Raw genomic sequence first — 17,413 nt, 5'->3', positions numbered from 1 at the left:
AAGACTTGCCTGTCCCCTTGTCCAGAGGTCGCGCGAAAACCAGGGGTTATCCCCAGGTCGCCGGGGCCGGTCCGGGTCCCCGCCGCCGTCGTACGGGTGGCCGGATCTGCCGCGCGGGCGCGGAGACCCGCACTCCAGGGGAAATCCCCGGGGCGCTCCCTGAAGCGCGGGGCCCCCGGGGCGGCGGATCATGTGAGGCGGGCCTCATCGGGAGGGGTGCGGGCGAGGGCTGCCGACGGTTCGCGCAGGGCGGTCACGGTCCTCGCCGCGCAGGAGGGCACGCCTCCCGGACCCGTGTCACCATCGCCACACGGGAGGCCCGGCGGGGCGGTCACGAGCGTAGCCACAGGTGGCCGCCCCGATCCCGTTCATCGACTCGCGCCAGACCCGGCCGCGGGCCCGCGGTTGCCCGGGCCTTTACCGATCTGTGCTTCGCGCCATCATTGCACTGTGTGATAGTAATGTGACGTTGCGTATCCGATGAGTTTCGGGAGATTCTTCATGGTGGCGTACACGCTCTCAGTCGTGGCGGCGGTGGGCGCGGTGGCGCTCACCGCGCTGATCTTCAGGAAGGTCAAACGAGCCGAAGAGGACCGCGACCCCGGCGGGCCGTCGGTCGCGCACGCGGGAGCGATGCTGTCGGCGATGTTCCTGCTGGTCTTCGCCATCGCGATCATCGTTCCCTGGACCACGGCCGACGCCGCCCGCCTCAACACCCACACCGAGAGCCAGGCGGCCGTAGACGCCTACTGGGCGGCCGACGCCCTGCCGGGCACCGCGCCCCAGGACGTGCGCAGGGCGCTGCGCGACTACATCACGTTCGTGGTCAGGGACGAGTGGCCGCTCATGGGCGAGGGCAGGATGGACCCGGTCGGCGCCGCCAGGATGGACGAGCTGCGCGGCCGCGTCACCGACCTGCAGGTGACCGGCGACAAGCAGGACGACGCCAAGAGCGCCGTGCTGGAGAAGCTCAGCGCGATCTCCACCGCGCGGGCCCAGCGCACCGCCGACGCCGCCGCCACGCCTCCCGCGGGGCTGCTGCACCTGACCATCCTCACCGGGGTCCTGGTCACCATCTTCCCGTTCCTGGCGGGGGCCAGGCCAAGGGGGCTGGCGCTGCTGCCGCTGCTGGCGACGGCCGCGCTGCTGGGCTTCGGCATCTACCTGACGTGGGACATCTCCCACGCCTTCGCCGGGCCGCTGGCCGTCGGGCCGGAGGCGTTCCAGGGGGCGCTGCAGGAGTTCACCCGCATCGGCGGGGGAGTGTGAGCGTGGGCGTCCGGCGTGCTCCGCTGCTGTTCGCCGTCGCCCTGGCCGCCGTGACCGTCGCGGGCCCCGCCGCGGCCGACGGGGTGCCGGTGCCGCGCCCGGTGCCGCGGGTGACCGTACGTCCCCCGGCGCCGCCGGCACCCCCGAAGAACGTGACCGTCGGCCCCACGGTGACGGTGCCCCGGGTCCGGACACGGCGTTCGCCCAGGCCCAAGGTGTCGATCTCGGTGCCGCCCCGCAAGCGCTGGGCGCCGCCCGCGGTCGTGCTGCCGCACGTGACGGTCTACCGCGACGGCGTGTGCACGGCGGAGGTCCACGTGGGGGAGTGCCCGCGCAGGAGAGCGGGCCGGGTGCGCCCGTCCGCCCCCTGGGCGGCGCCGGTGCCGGTGCCGACGCCCACCCCCACGAAGACGACGCCCAAGCCGAAGGCGGCCGTCCCGCTGACGCGCTACCAGCGGGCCGCGGCAGGCCCGTCCCGGCGCAAGAGCCCGCTCAACACCGTGCTGGTGATGACCGTGGTGGTGTCGGCGATCACCTCGACGACGGCCGTGGCCTTCCGCTCCCGCCGCTGAGCCGTTATTCGGATGCCCTGCCCCGGTGCCGCGTGACACACTGACCGCCGGGCCCCGGAGATCATCGTCCGGGCCCGGCGGTGATCGGGAGAGGCGGCCGTGGCCGACGAAGAGGTGCTGACCGGTGGCGGCGTCAACCACGTGGCCCGGGGCGACGGCCGGTTCTACGATGCGGACATGGCGCACCTGGCCCGCTGCGAACCCGCGTTCCGGTCCGCCCTTGTGACACCCCGATGATCGGGCCGGCCGCGGCACGCCCGTCGAGGCGAGGAGGCACGATGCCGGACACCCCCAGGCGCGCCACCCTGGCCACCGTCGCCGCCTCGGCCGGCGTGTCGGTCGCGACCGTCTCCAAGGTGCTCAACGGCCGCAGCGACGTCGCGCCCGCCACCCGATCGCTGGTGGAGTCGCTGCTGCGGGAGCACGAGTACGTCCCGGCCACGGCGCGGCGCGAGCTGTGCGGGAGCGTCGAGCTGCAGTTCGACGACGACCTGAACGCCTACTCCATCGAGATCATCCAGGGCGCGGTGCAGGCCGGGGCCGAGATCGGCGTCGGGATCGTCGTCAGCATCAAGAAGGACGCCGGCCACAGCACCGCCTGGGTCCGCGACCTGGTCGCCGCCGGCCGCACCGCGCTGATCGCCGTCACCTGCGAACAGCTGGCCGCCCAGCAGGTGGCCGCGCTGGCGCGGGCCCGTCTGCCGCTGGTGCTGATCGACCCGCTCAACCTGCAGAGCGCCAGCGTGACCAGCGTCGGCTCCACGAACTTCGCCGGCGGGCTGGCCGCCACCCGCCACCTGCTCTCGCTCGGCCACCGCCGCATCGCCTACGTCGGCGGCCCGGCGACCGCCGCCTGCAACCAGGCCCGGCTGCACGGCTACCGCGCCGCCCTGGAGGCCGAGGGCGCGCCGGTGATCCCCGGCTACGTGTGGACCGGCCAGTTCCGCTACCACGACGGGCTGCTGGGCGGCGCGGCCGTCCTCGATCTGCCGCGGGCGCCGACGGCGATCTTCGCGGGCTGCGACGAGCTGGCCCTGGGGGTCATGGAGGCCGCCCGGGCGCGCGGGCTGCGCATCCCCGAGGACGTCAGCGTCGTGGGCTACGACGACACCCAGGTAGCCCGGATGGCCTCGCCGCCGCTGACCACGGTCCGCCAGCCGCTGCGGGAGATGGGCGGGATGGCGCTGCGCACCGCGTTGCGGCTGGCGGCAGGCGAGAGGATCGACTCCCGTCACGTGGAGCTGGCCACCGAGCTGATCGTCCGCGGGTCCACGGCACCCGTGCCCGGGTGAGGCCAACCAATCGAGCCCCATCCGCATCAAAAGTCACGTGGAGAGTCTGGCGCCGGGTGATCCGGTCAAGATCGGCAAATACTGGCTGGCCGGGCGGCTCGGCTCCGGCGGCCAGGGTGTCGTCTATGAGGCCTACGACGACGACGGCGGCCGCTACGCGCTCAAGGTGCTGCACGCGGAGGTACGCGACCGGCTGGCCAAGGAGGCCGCCGCCGCCCGCAGGGTCGCGTCGTTCTGCACCGCCAGGGTGATCGACGCCGACCCGGCCGCCACCCCGCCGTACATCGTGAGCGAATACGTCGAGGGCGTGGACCTGCGGCGCGCCGGGCGGCGGTTCGCGGGCGACGACCTGCACCGGCTGGCCACCGCAGTGGCGACCGCGCTGACCGCGATCCACGAGGCCGGGGTCGTGCACCGGGACCTCAAACCGGACAACGTCCTGCTCGGACCCGACGGGCCGCGCGTGATCGACTTCGGCATCGCCCGCACCGAGGAGATGTCGCGCACGGCCGGCGACTACATCGCGGGCACGCCCACGTACATGGCGCCGGAGGTCTTCTCCGGAGACCGGGCCGGCGTCGCGGCCGACGTGTTCGCGTGGGGCGGGATCATGGTGTTCGCCGCCACCGGGCAGGACCCGTTCAGGGCGGAGACCCTGGCGGGGGTCATGCACCGGGTGCTCACCTTCGAGCCCGACCTGGACACGCTGCCCGCGTCGCTGCGGCCGCTGGTGGCGGCGGCGCTGAGCAAGGACCCCGGGCGGCGGCCGAGCGCGCGCGGGCTGCTGCTCGCCCTGGTCGGAGGCGCGATCGACCCGCTCGGCGAGGGCAGCCAGCGCGGCGGGGGCCTGCGCGCCGCGGCGGCCGACCCGGGGCTCGGCACCCTGGCCGAGGACGCGTACGACCTGCTCGCCCCCGAGGAGCGTGAGCTGGTGCCCGACCTGCTGCTGCGGCTGATCACGATCGACGGCGACGGCACGGAGACCGTACGGCGCGCGTCCGTGGACGACCTGCTCCCCGAGCGGCCCGCGCAGCGGCGGCGCATCCTGGACGTCTTCGGCTACATCCTCACCGAACGCGACGGCGAGGTGAGCATCGTCCGCCCGGCCGTGCTGCGCGCCTGGCCCCGGCTGCGCGGCTGGGTGGAGGCCGACCGGCAGGGGCTCGGCGTCCTGCCCGAGATCTCCCGCGCCGCCCACGCCTGGCACGACCACGGCCGCAAGGACGGCGACCTGCTCCAGGGCAGCAGGCTCGAGGCCGTGCTCGACTGGGCCGCCACCGGCCGGAACCAGGTGACGCTGACGCCGCTGGAACGCGACTTCCTGGGCGCCGCGAGCGGCGTCACCCGGCGCCGGGCCGGTCGCCGCCGCCTGCTGACCGTGGCGTTGGCGGGACTGCTGGTGGTGGCGGTGATCGGCGCCGGGGTCGCGGTCCAGCAGGGACGCCAGGCCGCCGAGCAGCGCGACCAGGTGGCGGCCGAACGCGACCGCGCCCGTGGCCGCGAGCTGGTCCACCAGGCCGCCGACCTGCGCACGGTGAACCCGGTGCGGGCCATGCTGCTCAGCGTCGCCGCCTGGCGGCTGGCCCCGGGCACCGACACCCGCTCCAGCCTCACCTCGGCCGTCTACCAGCGCGAGACCACGTCGTTCAGCCCGCCCGCCGACAAGGGCGCGGCCACGCGGGCGGTCAGCGGCGACGGCCGCGTCCTCGCCGCCGTGAGCGAGCGTGGGGTGCGCGTGTACGAGGTCGCGACCGGCCGCCAGATCGCCTCCTGGTCCTCGCCGCGGCTGGCCGAGGGCGTGAACCAGGTGGCGCTGAGCCGCACCGGCCGGCTGCTGGCCGTCGCGGCCGGCCAGGCCGTGACCGTGTGGCAGACGCGTACCGGCCGCCTCGTCGGCGTCAAGAAGAAGCCGGGCGACGACCCGGAGCTGCTCCGCCCCGATTTCGGCGACCAGGACTCGCTGCTGTCGATCAGCGTCACCGACGGCGTGACGGACCTGTGGGACGCCGAGCGCGGCCGCGAGATCCCCACCAAGGAGTGGGGCGAGCTCACCCAGTTCACCGTCGCCTCCTCGGGCAGGCTGGTCGCGAGCGTGGCGCCCCCGGGGCAGACGATCCGCGTGTGGCGGCTGCCGGGCATGCGGCGCGTGCCCGCTCTCGAGAAGAGCTGCGGCATGGAACCGGTCGTGGGATTCAGCGCGGACAGCCGGCTCATGTACTGCGCCGGGGAGCGGTTCCAGCTCCGGGACACCGCCTCGGGCAGGCTGGTCGCCGACTCGGAGGCGGAGGAGGACGGCCTGACCTGGGGGGATGCGGTGAGCCAGGCGGCCCCCGGCACCCGGTGGGCGGTCCGGCTCAGCACCGACAACCAGCTGGTCGCCGGCGCGCGCGGGCAGCGCGTCTGGGTCTGGAACGTGACCACGCACCAGGAGATCCTCAGATACGAGGCGCCGGGCGAGGTCACCGAGGTGTGGTTCGACCCGACCGGCCAGACGCTGCGCTACCGGGTGGACGAGCGCATCGTCAGCCTCGCCCTGCGGTCCGGCACCGCGAGCGCCCGGGCGCCCTCCGGAGCGCGGATCAAAGCGATCAGCCCGGACGCGCGCCGGCTGCTGATCAGCACGCCGTCCGCGTACCGGACGTGGGACGTGGCCGCGCAGCGCTCGATCGCGTCGTTCCCCAATCCCGGCAACCCGACGCCGTGGCTGTTCAGCCCCGCCAACGACAGCCTGGTCTTCCAGGACGGGGAGGCGGTCATCGCGTACAGCCTCACCGACGGGCGGCGGCTGTGGTCGTTCGGGGGCATTCCGGCGTTCCTCCCCATGGGCGGGGCCTACAGCCGGGACGGCCGCCTGTTCGCGGCGGTCTTCGCGCAGAACAATCAGAAACAGGATGACTTCCGCCTGCGGGTGTGGGACGCGCGCACCGGGAAGGAGGTCAGCAGCGTGAAACTGCCGTTCGTCACCCGCGACTTCGTCTTCCTCGCCGACGGCAGGACGATCGCGTCGGCGGGCGGGCGGTTCTACGACATCATGACCGGCAAGCCCGTCGGCACCGGGTTCGGCGCGGCGCGGAACCAGGGTTTCATGGTCGTCGATCCCGCCGGGCGGCGGCTGGCCACGCACGACGGGCACCGCCTCAGCCTGTGGGACCTGAGCGCCCGGCAGCTGCTCGTACCCGACCTGCTCGTTCCCGGCCAGGAGTTCGACGCCGTCGTGTTCGCCCCCCGAGGGGACGTGGTCGCCGTCTCCGACGCGGGCGGTGGGATCCATCTGTGGGACGTGGCGACCCGGCAGCCGCTGGGCGGGGAGATCCGGCTCGACAACAACGGCAGCGTGCACCTCATGGCCTTCACCGGCGACGGGAGACTGCTGCGGGTGGTCGACGTGTCGGAGCGGGTTCACGACCTGCCGGTCGCGCCGGAGGCGATGGTGGGCCAGGTGTGCGCGCGGGCCGGCCGCACGCTCAGTGTCCAGGAGTGGCGCGAGTATCTGGGTGCCACGCCGTACCGGGACGTGTGCGCGAAGACGTGAGGGAAGAGCGCGGGCCCGGCGGCGGTTTCACCTGATCGTGGAAGAGACCGAAGTGGTGGTGATCGGCGCCGGGCAGGCCGGGCTGTCCGGCGCGTACTTCCTGCGCCGGTACGGATTCGAGCCGGTCGTCCTGGACGCGGCCGACGGCGCGGGAGGGGCGTGGCGCCACCGGTCGCCGTCGCTGACCATGGACAAGGTGCACGGCATCTTCGACCTGCCCGGCATCGCCCGTCCCCCGGGCGTGGACGGGCGCCGTCCCGCCGCCGAGGTGGTCCCCGCGTACTACGCGGCCTACGAGGACGAGCTGGGGCTGGACGTCGTACGGCCGGTGCGGGTCGCCTCCGTCCGGCACGGCGACGGCGGCCGGCTGGTGATCGGCACGGACACGGGGGAGTGGTCGGCCCGCGCCGTGATCAACGCGACGGGCACCTGGACCCGGCCCCACTGGCCCTACTACCCGGGCGCGCCGGACTTCGCGGGCCGCCAGCTCCACTACGCGGGTTACCGGGGGCCGGAGGAGTTCGCGGGGCGGCGCGTGATCGTGGTGGGCGGCGGGGCGTCGGCGATGCACGTGCTGTCGGAGATCGCCGGGGTCGCCGCGACCACGGCCTGGGTGACGCGGCGGCCGCCGGTGTTCCGGGACGACGACTTCGGCGAGAACGCCAGGCGCGACGCCGTCGCGCTGGTCGAGGCGCGCGTGCGCGCGGGGCTCCCGCCGCAGAGCGTGGTGAGCGTCACGGGCCTCGGCTACAGCACGGTCGTACGCGAGGCCCTGGCCAAGGGTGCGCTGGAACGCCTCCCCATGTTCCGGCGCATCACCGCGGACGGCGTCACCTGGTCTGACGGCCTCCACCTGGAGGCGGACACGATCGTCTGGGCCACCGGCTTCCGCTCGGCCCTCGACCACCTCGCGCCCCTGCGGCTCAGGGAGCCGGGCGGCGGGATCAAGGTGGACGGCACCCAGGCCGTCAGGGAGCCGGCCCTGCAACTGGTCGGGTACGGCCCCTCGGCCAGCACCATCGGCGCGAACCGCGCCGGACGCGCGGCGGCGCGCAACGTCCGCGGCTACCTGGCGCGGCAGGCGGCCTGACCGAACCTACTATGCGAAGTAGTAAGAATACCGATTGCGGCAGCGGTCCGGTTACTCCCGCGAAGGGGCTCGACACGGGGTGTGACCCCAGGTTAGCGTCCTGACATAAGGATCTTTATCCGGTCAGGAGGTCCCACATGGAGGTTCCCGGCTACACCGAGATCCGGGAACTCGGACACGGCGGGACAGGCCGGGTGATGCTCGCCGTACGGGACTCAGACGGGCTGGCCGTCGCGATCAAGCACCTGTCCGAGCCGCTGCGCGCGGACGCGGGGTTCGTCGAGCGGTTCCGGGCGGAGGCCGAGGTCATCCGCGAGATCGACAGCCCGCACACCGCCCGCCTGCTCGAATACGTCGAGGGCCAGGACGACGCCGTCATCGTGATGGAGCTGGTCGACGGCGTCACGCTGCGGCGGCTGCTGGAGCACGAGGGCGCGACGGGCCCGGAGGCGGCGCTCGTGGTGCTGAAGGGCGCGCTGCTCGGGCTGGCCGAGGCGCACCGGCGCGGTGTCGTCCACCGGGACTTCAAACCCGAGAACGTCATCATCACCCAGGACGGCCAGAGCAAGCTCGTCGACTTCGGCGTGGCGGCCCACTTCGGGGAGACGGCCGCGCTCGTCGGCACGCCCCCGTACATGGCGCCCGAGCAGTGGGACGACGGGCCGGCCAGCGCCGCGACCGACGTGTACGCCGCCACGCTGGTGTTCTTCGAGTGCCTGACCGGCCACCGCGCCTTCCAGGGTGAGAACGTGGCCGCGCTCGCCTACCAGCACCAGCACATCCTGCCGCCGCTGGGGGAGGTCGAGGAGCCGCTGCGGCCGCTGCTCGAACACGGCCTGGCCAAGGACCCGGCCGGGCGGCCCGCGTCGGCGGAGGCGTTCCTGGCCGAGCTGGAGGGGGCCGCGCTCGCCGAGTACGGCGAGGAATGGGAGACGCGCGGGCGGGCCGGGCTCGGCATCCTGATGCTGCCGCTGGCCGCGCTGTTACCGAGGCCGCAACCGGTTGCCGAGAGCACCACCAGCGTGGTGCAGAGCACGCTGGCGCCGGCGGCCAAGTTCGCGGTGACGGGCGGGCTGGTGCTGGCGACCGCCGCCGCGGTCGTGTCGGCGTTCGTGATCCTGGGGGACTCGCCGGAGCCGGGGCCCGGGCCGGGCGTCGCGCTGCCGCCCGCCACGTCCGCCGCGCCAGGGCCGTCGCGGACCCCGGCGCCCGCCTCGCCGACCTCCGCGCCGCCGACCTCCGCCGAGCCCACCCCGAGCGGGTCGATCACGGGGACGCCGCCCGTCACGTACGCCGGTCAGCCGACGGCTCCCCCTACGGCTCCTCCCGCGGCTCTTCCCACGGGCGGCCCCGGCTCGCGGCCTCCCACCGCCACCCGGGAGCCGACGCGAGAGCCGACCCGGGAGCCGACCCGGGAGCCGACGCGGTCCGGCCGGCCGACCGAGCGGCCCACCGAGCGGCCCACCACGCGGCCGCCCACCGGCGAACCCCCGGCCACGAGACCCCCGGAGACCAGGCCGCCAGCCACCCAGCCGCCCGCCACCCGGCCTCCGGCCACGAGCGCGCCCGACCCCGGCACGCCGCCCGCGACCAGGAACCGGGAGCCGCTCATCTCCGTCTCCGTCAAGGTGTCGGTGAACCTGCCGATCCTCGGCGGCGGCGGCGATGACGGGCTGCTGGACGCCGACATCGACCTCGGTCTGGGGTCGAGCCTCCTGGGGATGGTGGTCGTGCCGGGCTCGGTATTGGTCGGACGGCAGATCGTGGCGCGAAGGGTACGACGGCCGCGCGATACCGAAAAGTTGTGAGTTGTGTGCGGAGCGGGATGATCCCCTACTATCAGCAGTCGGATAGAGGGCGTCCCCCCGGCCTGGATTACTGCTGACCGGAACCTGCCCTGCGGCTCGGGGTGAGGAGAAGTGTGGCGGTTGCGTCCCACGCCGACCGGCTACGCGGACTGGTCCGTACGCTCTCCGCGGCGACGCTCGCCGTGGCGCTGCTGACGGCGGGGGCTCCGGCGCAGGCCGCGCCCAAGCCCACGGTGAAGCAGCTCAAGAAGGAGCTCGCTGCGCTGCAGAAGGAGTCGGACAAGCTCATCACCGACTACTACAGCAGCAGAGTCGCCCAGCAAAAAGCCGATAAATCGGAAAAGTCGGCGCGGGAGAAGCTGGCCGCGGCCCAGGCGGTCTACGACCGCGAGTCCGCCGAGCTCCGCGCCATGGCCGTCGCCCAGTACATCGGCGGCGACCCCGGCCAGATCTCCATGCTCACCTCCGACCGGGACCCGACGTCCCTGCTCGGCCGGATGGCGCTCAACCAGCACCTCGTCGTGCTCCAGGAGACCCGGCTGCGCGGCTACGCCCAGGTCAGGGACGCCCACCAGCAGGCCAAGGACGAGGCCGACGCGCGCGCCAAGGAGCTCGCCGAGACGGTGGACGAGCTGGAGAAGCGCAAGAAGAAGGCCGAGAAGCAGATCGACCGGATCAAGGAGAAGATCGACCAGCTGTACGTCGGGCCGGGCGTGCGGCGGCCGGACGGCACGTGGGTGCCGCAGCTGCCCGGCGGGGCCGACAACATCACGCCCCGGATGCGGCTGGTCAAACAGCTCGTTCAGGAGCGGTTCGGCGTCCCGAACGGGATCGGGTGTTACCGGGCGATCCAGGACGGCGGCGAGCATCCGCTCGGGCGGGCCTGCGACTTCATGCTGAGCCGCGGTGGCGCGATGCCGTCGGGGGCGGAGGTCGCGCGCGGCAACGAGATCGCGGAGTGGGCGATCAAGAACTCGAAGCGGCTCGGGATCATGTACATCATCTACCGGCAGCGGATCTGGCACGCCAGAACGGGCTCCTGGCGCACCATGTCGGACCGGGGCGGCACGACGGCCAACCACTACGATCATCCCCATATTTCGGTCTATTAGGGGGTTCGGGCGATGCGCTATCGGCTGCTGGGCAACACCGGGTTACGGGTGTCGGAGCTGTTCCTCGGGGCTATGACGTTCGGGGAGCAGGGCGGGGTGGGCGCGCCGATCGAGGAGTGCCGCCGCATGCTCGACCTGTACGCCGACGCGGGCGGCAACGTCGTGGACACGGCGATCAACTACCGGGGCGGGGCCAGCGAGGCCATCGTGGGCGAGCTGCTCGAAGGCCGCAGGGATCGGTTCGTCCTGTCCACCAAGTACACCGTCAGCCGGGACGGCGCCGACCCGAACGCGGCCGGCAACCACCGCAAGAACCTGCGGCTCTCCCTGGAGACCAGCCTGCGCCGGCTCCGGACCGACTACGTGGACATCTACTGGGTCCACCTGTGGGACCGGCACACGCCGATCGAGGAGACGATGCGCGGTCTCGACGAGGCCGTGCGGTCCGGCAAGGTGCTCTATGTCGGCATATCCGATGCTCCGGCGTGGGTGGTGTCGAGGGCCAACACGGTCGCCGAGTTCCGCGGGTGGGCGCCGTTCGCAGGGCTGCAGGTGCCTTACAGCCTGCTCCAGCGGGACATCGAGCGGGAGTTGCTGCCCATGGCCGAGTCGTACGGGATGAGCGTGACCGCCTGGAGCCCGCTGGCCGGAGGGATCCTCTCGGGCAAGTTCACCCGGGGGACGGCGCAGCCGGGGACGCGGGTGGCGGCCGACTCGGTCAGCGAGCACGACCACGCGGTGGCGCGTGCGGTGCAGGAGGTGGCGGACTCGCTGGGGGCGTCGAGCTCGCAGGTGGCGATCGCGTGGACCCGGGCACGGTCGCGGGCGGTGCTGCCGATCGTGGGGGCGCGGACGGTGGAACAGCTGGCTGACAACCTCGGGGTGGTGGACGTCGACCTTCCGGAGGATGCCGTACGACGGCTGGACGAGGCGACGGGCTTCACCCTCGGCTTCCCCGCCGACTTCATCGCACAGACCTCACCCTGGGTCTTCGGCGAAGCCTCCCGCCACCTGGACGCCTGACCCTCCCGCCACGTGGGTGCCTGGCCCTCCCGCCCTGGCCCGCTGCTGCTCCCGACCTGGGGCTAGTCCTTGGCCAGGGCCGCCAGCAGCCGGTCCTCCGTGAGCTCGGGCCCGACGAGCTGATCGGTGATCGCCCCGTCGCGCAGCACGACCACGCTGTCGCAGTTCTCCACCAGCTCGCTCACGTCCGACGAGATCAGCAGGATCGCCAGCCCGTCCACCGCCAGCTCGTCCAGCAGGGCCTGCATGTCCACCTTCGTCGCCACGTCCACGCCTCGGGTCGGCTCGTCCAGCAGCAGCACCTTCGGGTGCATGGCCAGCCACCGCGCCAGCAGCACCTTCTGCTGGTTCCCGCCCGACAGCTCCCCGGCGGGCTGCCGGGGGGAGACAGCCTTGATCCCGAGCCGCTTCATGAACGTCGCCACGATGCTGTCCACCCGCGCGTCCGACACGATCCCCGCCCGCGACAGCCGAGGCAGGGCCGCCAGCGCGATGTTGTCGCGCACCGACAGCGTGGGCACGATGCCCTCGGTCTTCCGGTTCTCCGGCACGAGGCCGACGCCGGCGCGGATGGCGTTCCTGATCGACCACTTGCGGGAACGCGCCCCCGCCACCGTCACCTGGCCCGCGTCCACCGGCAGCACGCCCGCGATGGCCCGGGCCGTCTCGCTGCGCCCCGCGCCGAGCAGCCCGCCCAGGCCGACCACCTCGCCGGCCCGCATCGCGAGCGACACCCCGTCCAGTACGTGATGGCGGGTCAGACCCTTGGCCTCGAGCACCGGCAGGTCGGCGGACTCGGCCGGCTCGCCGGTGTGCAGGGCGGGCTCCACGGGGTGGAACGGCCGTCCCAGCATGAGCGAGACCAGTCGTAACCGGTCGAGCCCCGCCAGCGGTCCCGTGTGCACGACCCGCCCCTCGCGCAGCACGGTGACCCGGTCGCAGATCCCGTACAGCTCCTCCAGCCGGTGCGTGACGTACACGACCGACCGGCCCTCCTCGCGCAACCGCCGCACGGCCCCGAACAGCGTCTCCAGCTCGCCGTGCGCCAGCGCCGACGTGGGCTCGTCCATGATGACCACCCGCGCGTCCGCCGAGGCGGCCCTGGCCAGCGCGACGAGCTGGCGCGCGCCCTCGCCCAGCGCGCCGAGCGGCCGGCGCACGTCCACCTCCAGCCCGTACGCGGCCAGCACCCGCTCGGCCTGCGCGTGCACGGCCGCGGAGTCGATCAACCCGAGCCGCCCCCTGGGCTCCCTCCCCAGGAGGAGGTTACGGGCGACGCTCATGGTCGGTACGAGGTTCGTCTCCTGGTGGACGGTGGCGATCCCGGCCCGCTTGGCGTCGGCCGGGCTGGCGAACCTGACCGGCTCACCCATGAGGCGCAACTCGCCCGCGTCCGGCTGGTGGACCCCGGAGAGCACCTTCACCAGGGTCGACTTGCCCGCCCCGTTGCCGCCGATCAGCGCATGCACCTCGCCGGGGCGTACGGACAGGGTGACGTGGTCGAGGGCGGTGACACCCTGGAACGTCTTGAGAACGCCTGCCACCTGTAGCACGGTTGCCTCCGCCTCGATCGTGGTCGAGGAAGGAAACATTACAGTAACGGCCTTGTCACATTCGATCAGAAACGAGCGCAACCCGTCACGCCTACTCCGTCGCTACGACCCCAACCGTCCACCCTCGGGGCTCCGGAGCCCCAGCGCCAATGGGGTCGAGCCCTCGAGCCCTGACGGCCGAGCCCCGTCGGCACAGCGTACGTCATCCAGTGCCGCCACCACCCACACCGGGCCGACGGGCTCGCTCCTTCGGCAGCATGCGGACCCTCCGCAGCAAGACGCCCTTGGCCACCGGTTAGCCCTAGTGGTGCCGCCGGTCGCGCCATCTGTCGGCGTAGCCTTTGGTGTGCCGAGTTGAGTACAGGTAAATGTGCAGAGTTCTCGTGAGGAGCAGAGGCTGTCCAATCCTGGGCTCCTTGTCGGATTAGGGCGGTGACATGGCAGATCATCCCGGTTTCGGCGTGCTGTTGACGCGGCTCCTCGACTATCGCCGGACGGATACCGCTTGGCTGGCCTCGGTGTCAGGCATCCCGGAATCCGAGCTGCGCTCGGTGACCGACGGCGCACCGCCGTCCCCGTCACAGCTCGACGACCTTGCCGCCGCGCTTGGTTTTCACACCGCAGATCTTTTCGTGATCGCCGGGCTCCCGGTGCCTGAGGCCCTTATGCCTTGTGAACCGACGGCGGGATCTACCCGCTCGTCTCTGGCCAAAGTCGCGACGGCGTTGCCGGAAGATCAGCGGGCCCACCTCAGTGAAACCATCGAGCACTTGCCCCAGTTGCCTTACGTCCGTCCGGCCGATCGGCCGCGCACCTACTATCAAGGGGACGGCGGCTTCGGGGAGATGCTCGTCACCATGCTGTGCATCAACCGGAACCTCCATTCCCCGATCGCCGCCGTCAAGACACTGGCCTTGTTGACCCAAGGCCGCGTGTATCTGTCCGCCTCCACCATCCATTCCATCGCTGCGGGCAGTGCGCCGCTGAAGCCGATTTGGCTGGCCGGCTTCGCGACCACCCTCGGCATCCCCGCCGCCGACCTCGCGGCTATCACCGGCATCGATCTCTCCGAGGTGGCACTGCCACACGATCCACTGGCGGCGGAGATGGCCAAGTTGCTCTGGAATTGCCGGCGTCTGACGGCGAGCCAGATCGAGAGCGTGTGCACCGAGGCGGAGGCGATGCTCATCGCAGTCCCCGACGACGCTTCCAGCGGCGACTGGAACCTCGTCTACCAGCAGGGCGGGACTTGGTGGGGTGCGCCGACGCAGTAATTCTCGGCCGCCGGACACCGATCAACTCTGCGCGTTTACCTGTACCTCGCTTAGCACTGGAAGCCGTACGCCGACAGCGTCACCGGGCGCTGGCGTGGTGAATCCCGAACCCTTCCAGGGCGTTCGGGGAGAGAGCTCGCGACCAGCAATCCCTATGAGGCGGTGAAGCTTGGTCGGGACCGCGTGAGACAGAGGATCGCGGGGATCGGGAAGAGCATGAGGTAGAGGTTCGGCAGCCACCAGACCAGCGAGAAGTCGCCGCGCAGTGTCCAGAACGCGATCGCCATCAAGCCGGAGGCCATGGTCAGCACGAGCGAGACCAGCATCAGTCCCGGCCCGGACGGCGAGCCTCGGCGCAGGAGGTACAGGCTGGCCAGGCCGGTGGCGCTGGCCAGCAGGTCGATCCAGAGAAACGACCAGTTCCAATCGGCCATCAGCGGGTTGGTGTAGTCGGCGAACGCCCATTCGGGCGGGATCAGCCCCAGCCCGGTGATGGTGAAGTAGATGACGAACGCCAGATCCGTGAGCAGCATCAACGCCTTAGTGACGCGTAGCACGGTCGATTTCCTCCATCAGGTAGCGCCTGGTCTGTTCGTGCAGTGCCGCGTCCGGTTCGCCGAGTCCGAGAAGCCTGGCCGCCCACCAACCGTCGATGGCCAGCCGTACCGCCGTCGCCGCGGCAGGGTCGATGCCGTCGTCGGACAATCTGGCCTGCCAGGCGGCGAACCGCTCTCTCAGCGGCGCAAGCCCTGCCGGATCCACGAGCACCGCGGCCAGCAACGCGGCGGTCACCCGGTCGGCCGGAGCGTTGGCCGCGGTGTGGTGTTCGGGGATCGTCGCGTTCAGGTAAGCGCGCAGAAAGTCGCCCGGCTCGGCACCGGTCTCGGCCAGTGCTTGGTCGAAAGCCTTGGTCAGGCGGTCGACCATGGCGGCGACCAATGCCTGCTTGGTGGGGAAGTGGTAGAACAAGCCGCCCTTGGACACGCCTGCCCGCCGCGCCACCGCTTCCAGGGGCAGGGCCTCGGCCCCCTCGGACAGCAAGACGTCGGCCGCGGCGTCGAGCAGTCGTTCTTTCGAGCTGGGTCGCGGCATGGAGGAAACTATACCGGCTGACCGGTACAGTTTCCAGGCGGTTGCCGTGCTCGATTACCTTGGCCGCCTCTGTACGCGGCTACCTTGCTCATGCCCCTGTGCTCGGTTGCCTCGTTGGCAGGCTGTCCGGCCGCCGTTGCTCGGCGCCCACACGCCCGTCTCCCGCGCTTGCCCGCCTGCGCCCGTCTCCGCGCTTGCCCGCCTGCGCTCGCCTCCCGCGCTTGCCCGCCTGCGCTCGGCTACCGCGCCAGCCCACCTCGTCGCCTGCGCCTCCGCTCGCGCCCGCTCAGGTCGCCTGCCGCTCGTCCGCTCCGGCTCGTTCGCGCCGCCCGCAGCGTCGCCCGGGGCCCGTCCCGCATGCCCGTCTGCTCGCGCACGCCCGTCTGCTCGCGCACGCCCGTCTGCTCGCGCACGCCCGTCTGCTCGCGCACGCCCGTCTGTTCCCGTGTCGGCCGTGGTCGTCTACCCGGCCATGCCCCTCCGTGCGTGCCGCCTGCCTTCGGCTGCCATGCCCGTGCGTGCTGCCTGCTGCCTGCTCCCGGCTCACGTCGGCTCGTCCGCGTCCGCTCGGCCGCCTGCGTTAACCGCCACCGAGCCCCGCCCGCCTGGGCCACCTGCCACCGGCCCGGCGCCCGTTCGCCAGCCTGCGTAAACCGCCTCCGGCTCGCGTCTGTTCGCCAGCCTCGGCGTCAACCGCCCCCGGCTCGCGACTGTTCGGCTGTTTGTGTCCGGCTGCGTTTGCCCGCCCGTTCTCGTGCGCCCGCCTGCGCCCGTGTCGGGCGTGGCCGTTCGTCCGGCCATGGTCGCCGCGCCTGTTTCGTGTCGAGCCTCCTCCCGCGGATGTCGCCCACCGGGGCCGGGTCCAGGGGCGTGTACGGGCGACTCGGGGCGCTCGGCCGGTCGGCCGGAAGGGGGTCAGAACTGGGCGATGTGGAGGCGGACGCCGCGGGAGCTCAGGTCGTCGAGTACGTCCCGGGGTGCCGCGTCGTCCGTGACCAGGTGGTCGATCCGGTCCGGCGGCACCGTCTGGACCATCGTGTCCACGCCGATCTTGGTGTGGTCGGCCAGCACCACGACCTCCTCCGCGGCCGCCGCCAGCGCTCGGTCGACACCCGCCACCTGCATGTTGGGTGTCGACAGGCCGCGCTCGGCCGTCAGGCCGTTGCCCGAGATGAACGCCCGGCGCACCCGCAGCCCCGCCAGCGAGTGCTCGGCGGCGCTGCCCACCAGGGCCAGGATCGAGCCGCGCAGCGTGCCGCCGGTGAGCATCACCTCGACCCGCGGCGTCCCGGCCAGCACTTGGGCGACCAGCAGGGAGCTGGTCACCACGGCCAGCTCGGAGTGCCTGGTCAGGCGGCGGGCGAACTCCTGCGTGGTGGTGCCGGGCCCGATCACGATCGCGTCGCCGTCCTCGACGAGGGCGGCGGCCAGGTCGGCGATGGCGGCCTTCTCGGCCGACTCGAGCGACACCTTGTGGGCGTATCCGGCCTCGCGCGACAGCTCGCCGGGCAGGGTGGCGCCGCCGTGGTGGCGGTTGAGCAGGCCCTCCGACTCCAGCGCGCGCAGGTCGCGGCGGACGGTGACCTCGGAGGAGTGCACGGCCTGGGCGAGCTCGCGCAGCGACACCGCGCCGTTGGCGCGCACCAGCTCCAGGATGCGCTGCCGGCGCTCAGCGGCGAACACGGGTCTGCGTCCGTCGCTCTGCGTGTCGCTCACGTCCCGATCATAGTGGACAGGCCAAGATGAGTTCACCTCTGATCGTATGAGAACGAATTTGATCGGAAATCTTGACCGGC

General features: G+C 72.4%; 15 protein-coding genes. 10 read left to right on the top strand and 5 right to left on the bottom strand.

Translation table 11 applies throughout. The features are described 5' to 3' along the window. Nucleotides 1–480: 480 nt before the first annotated feature. The 9 genes from ABZX61_RS28580 (at nt 481) to ABZX61_RS28540 (ending at nt 11,698) form a co-directional block, all read left to right on the top strand. A complete protein-coding gene (locus ABZX61_RS28580) occupies nt 481–1,269 on the top strand; it encodes a hypothetical protein (protein WP_355199184.1) in 789 nt (262 codons plus the stop codon). A gap of 2 nt (nt 1,270–1,271) precedes the next feature. Then, a complete protein-coding gene (locus ABZX61_RS28575) occupies nt 1,272–1,841 on the top strand; it encodes a hypothetical protein (protein ID WP_355199182.1) in 570 nt (189 codons plus the stop codon). Nucleotides 1,842–1,940: 99 nt separating this feature from the next. Then, on the top strand, nt 1,941–2,078 hold the full coding sequence (locus ABZX61_RS28570) for a hypothetical protein (protein ID WP_355199180.1): 138 nt from the start codon (nt 1,941–1,943) through the stop codon (nt 2,076–2,078). 41 nt (nt 2,079–2,119) lie between these two features. Further along, a complete protein-coding gene (locus ABZX61_RS28565; protein WP_355199178.1) occupies nt 2,120–3,133 on the top strand; it encodes a substrate-binding domain-containing protein in 1,014 nt (337 codons plus the stop codon). Between the two features lie 37 nt (nt 3,134–3,170). After that, nucleotides 3,171–6,665 carry a WD40 repeat domain-containing serine/threonine-protein kinase gene (locus ABZX61_RS28560; protein WP_355199176.1) on the top strand — a complete coding sequence of 1,165 codons (3,495 nt, stop codon included), beginning with the start codon at nt 3,171–3,173 and terminating at the stop codon, nt 6,663–6,665. 37 nt (nt 6,666–6,702) lie between these two features. Further along, the gene (locus ABZX61_RS28555) at nt 6,703–7,755 is read left to right on the top strand and encodes an NAD(P)-binding domain-containing protein (RefSeq protein ID WP_355199174.1); all 1,053 of its coding nucleotides are present in this window, start codon (nt 6,703–6,705) and stop codon (nt 7,753–7,755) included. A gap of 137 nt (nt 7,756–7,892) precedes the next feature. Next, the gene (locus ABZX61_RS28550; RefSeq protein WP_355199172.1) at nt 7,893–9,563 is read left to right on the top strand and encodes a protein kinase; all 1,671 of its coding nucleotides are present in this window, start codon (nt 7,893–7,895) and stop codon (nt 9,561–9,563) included. 113 nt (nt 9,564–9,676) lie between these two features. Beyond that, a complete protein-coding gene (locus tag ABZX61_RS28545) occupies nt 9,677–10,675 on the top strand; it encodes a hypothetical protein (RefSeq protein WP_355199170.1) in 999 nt (332 codons plus the stop codon). 12 nt (nt 10,676–10,687) lie between these two features. Continuing rightward, nucleotides 10,688–11,698, top strand: coding sequence for an aldo/keto reductase (locus ABZX61_RS28540; RefSeq protein ID WP_355199168.1), 1,011 nt, complete (start codon nt 10,688–10,690; stop codon nt 11,696–11,698). Between the two features lie 62 nt (nt 11,699–11,760). Here ABZX61_RS28540 and ABZX61_RS28535 read toward each other — a convergent pair whose 3' ends face one another. Beyond that, nucleotides 11,761–13,242, bottom strand: coding sequence for a sugar ABC transporter ATP-binding protein (locus ABZX61_RS28535; RefSeq protein WP_355199166.1), 1,482 nt, complete (start codon nt 13,240–13,242; stop codon nt 11,761–11,763). Between the two features lie 446 nt (nt 13,243–13,688). On the opposite strand from ABZX61_RS28535, the gene ABZX61_RS28530 reads away from it, so the two are divergent. Then, entirely contained in the window at nt 13,689–14,525 is an 837-nt protein-coding gene (locus ABZX61_RS28530) for a hypothetical protein (protein ID WP_355199164.1), read from the top strand. Nucleotides 14,526–14,677: 152 nt separating this feature from the next. On the opposite strand, the gene ABZX61_RS28525 is transcribed toward ABZX61_RS28530, so the two are convergent. The 4 genes from ABZX61_RS28525 to ABZX61_RS28510 all read right to left on the bottom strand — a co-directional run bounded on the left by ABZX61_RS28525 (nt 14,678) and on the right by ABZX61_RS28510 (nt 17,333). Next, nucleotides 14,678–15,082, bottom strand: coding sequence for a DUF5360 family protein (locus ABZX61_RS28525; protein WP_355199162.1), 405 nt, complete (start codon nt 15,080–15,082; stop codon nt 14,678–14,680). Further along, on the bottom strand, nt 15,066–15,617 hold the full coding sequence (locus ABZX61_RS28520; RefSeq protein ID WP_355199160.1) for a TetR/AcrR family transcriptional regulator: 552 nt from the start codon (nt 15,615–15,617) through the stop codon (nt 15,066–15,068). The genes ABZX61_RS28525 and ABZX61_RS28520 overlap by 17 nt, the downstream gene beginning before the upstream one ends. A gap of 239 nt (nt 15,618–15,856) precedes the next feature. Continuing rightward, nucleotides 15,857–16,048 carry a hypothetical protein gene (locus ABZX61_RS28515; RefSeq protein WP_355199158.1) on the bottom strand — a complete coding sequence of 64 codons (192 nt, stop codon included), beginning with the start codon at nt 16,046–16,048 and terminating at the stop codon, nt 15,857–15,859. 484 nt (nt 16,049–16,532) lie between these two features. Continuing rightward, entirely contained in the window at nt 16,533–17,333 is an 801-nt protein-coding gene (locus ABZX61_RS28510) for a DeoR/GlpR family DNA-binding transcription regulator (protein WP_355199156.1), read from the bottom strand. Nucleotides 17,334–17,413: the final 80 nt, after the last annotated feature.

It is taken from the genome of Nonomuraea sp. NPDC003709 (assembly GCF_040610775.1).
In the GTDB taxonomy this organism is placed as follows: Bacteria; Actinomycetota; Actinomycetes; order Streptosporangiales; family Streptosporangiaceae; genus Nonomuraea; species Nonomuraea angiospora_A.
Note: the sequence above shows the minus strand (reverse complement) of the source record. Positions and strands in the feature narration are given on the sequence as shown.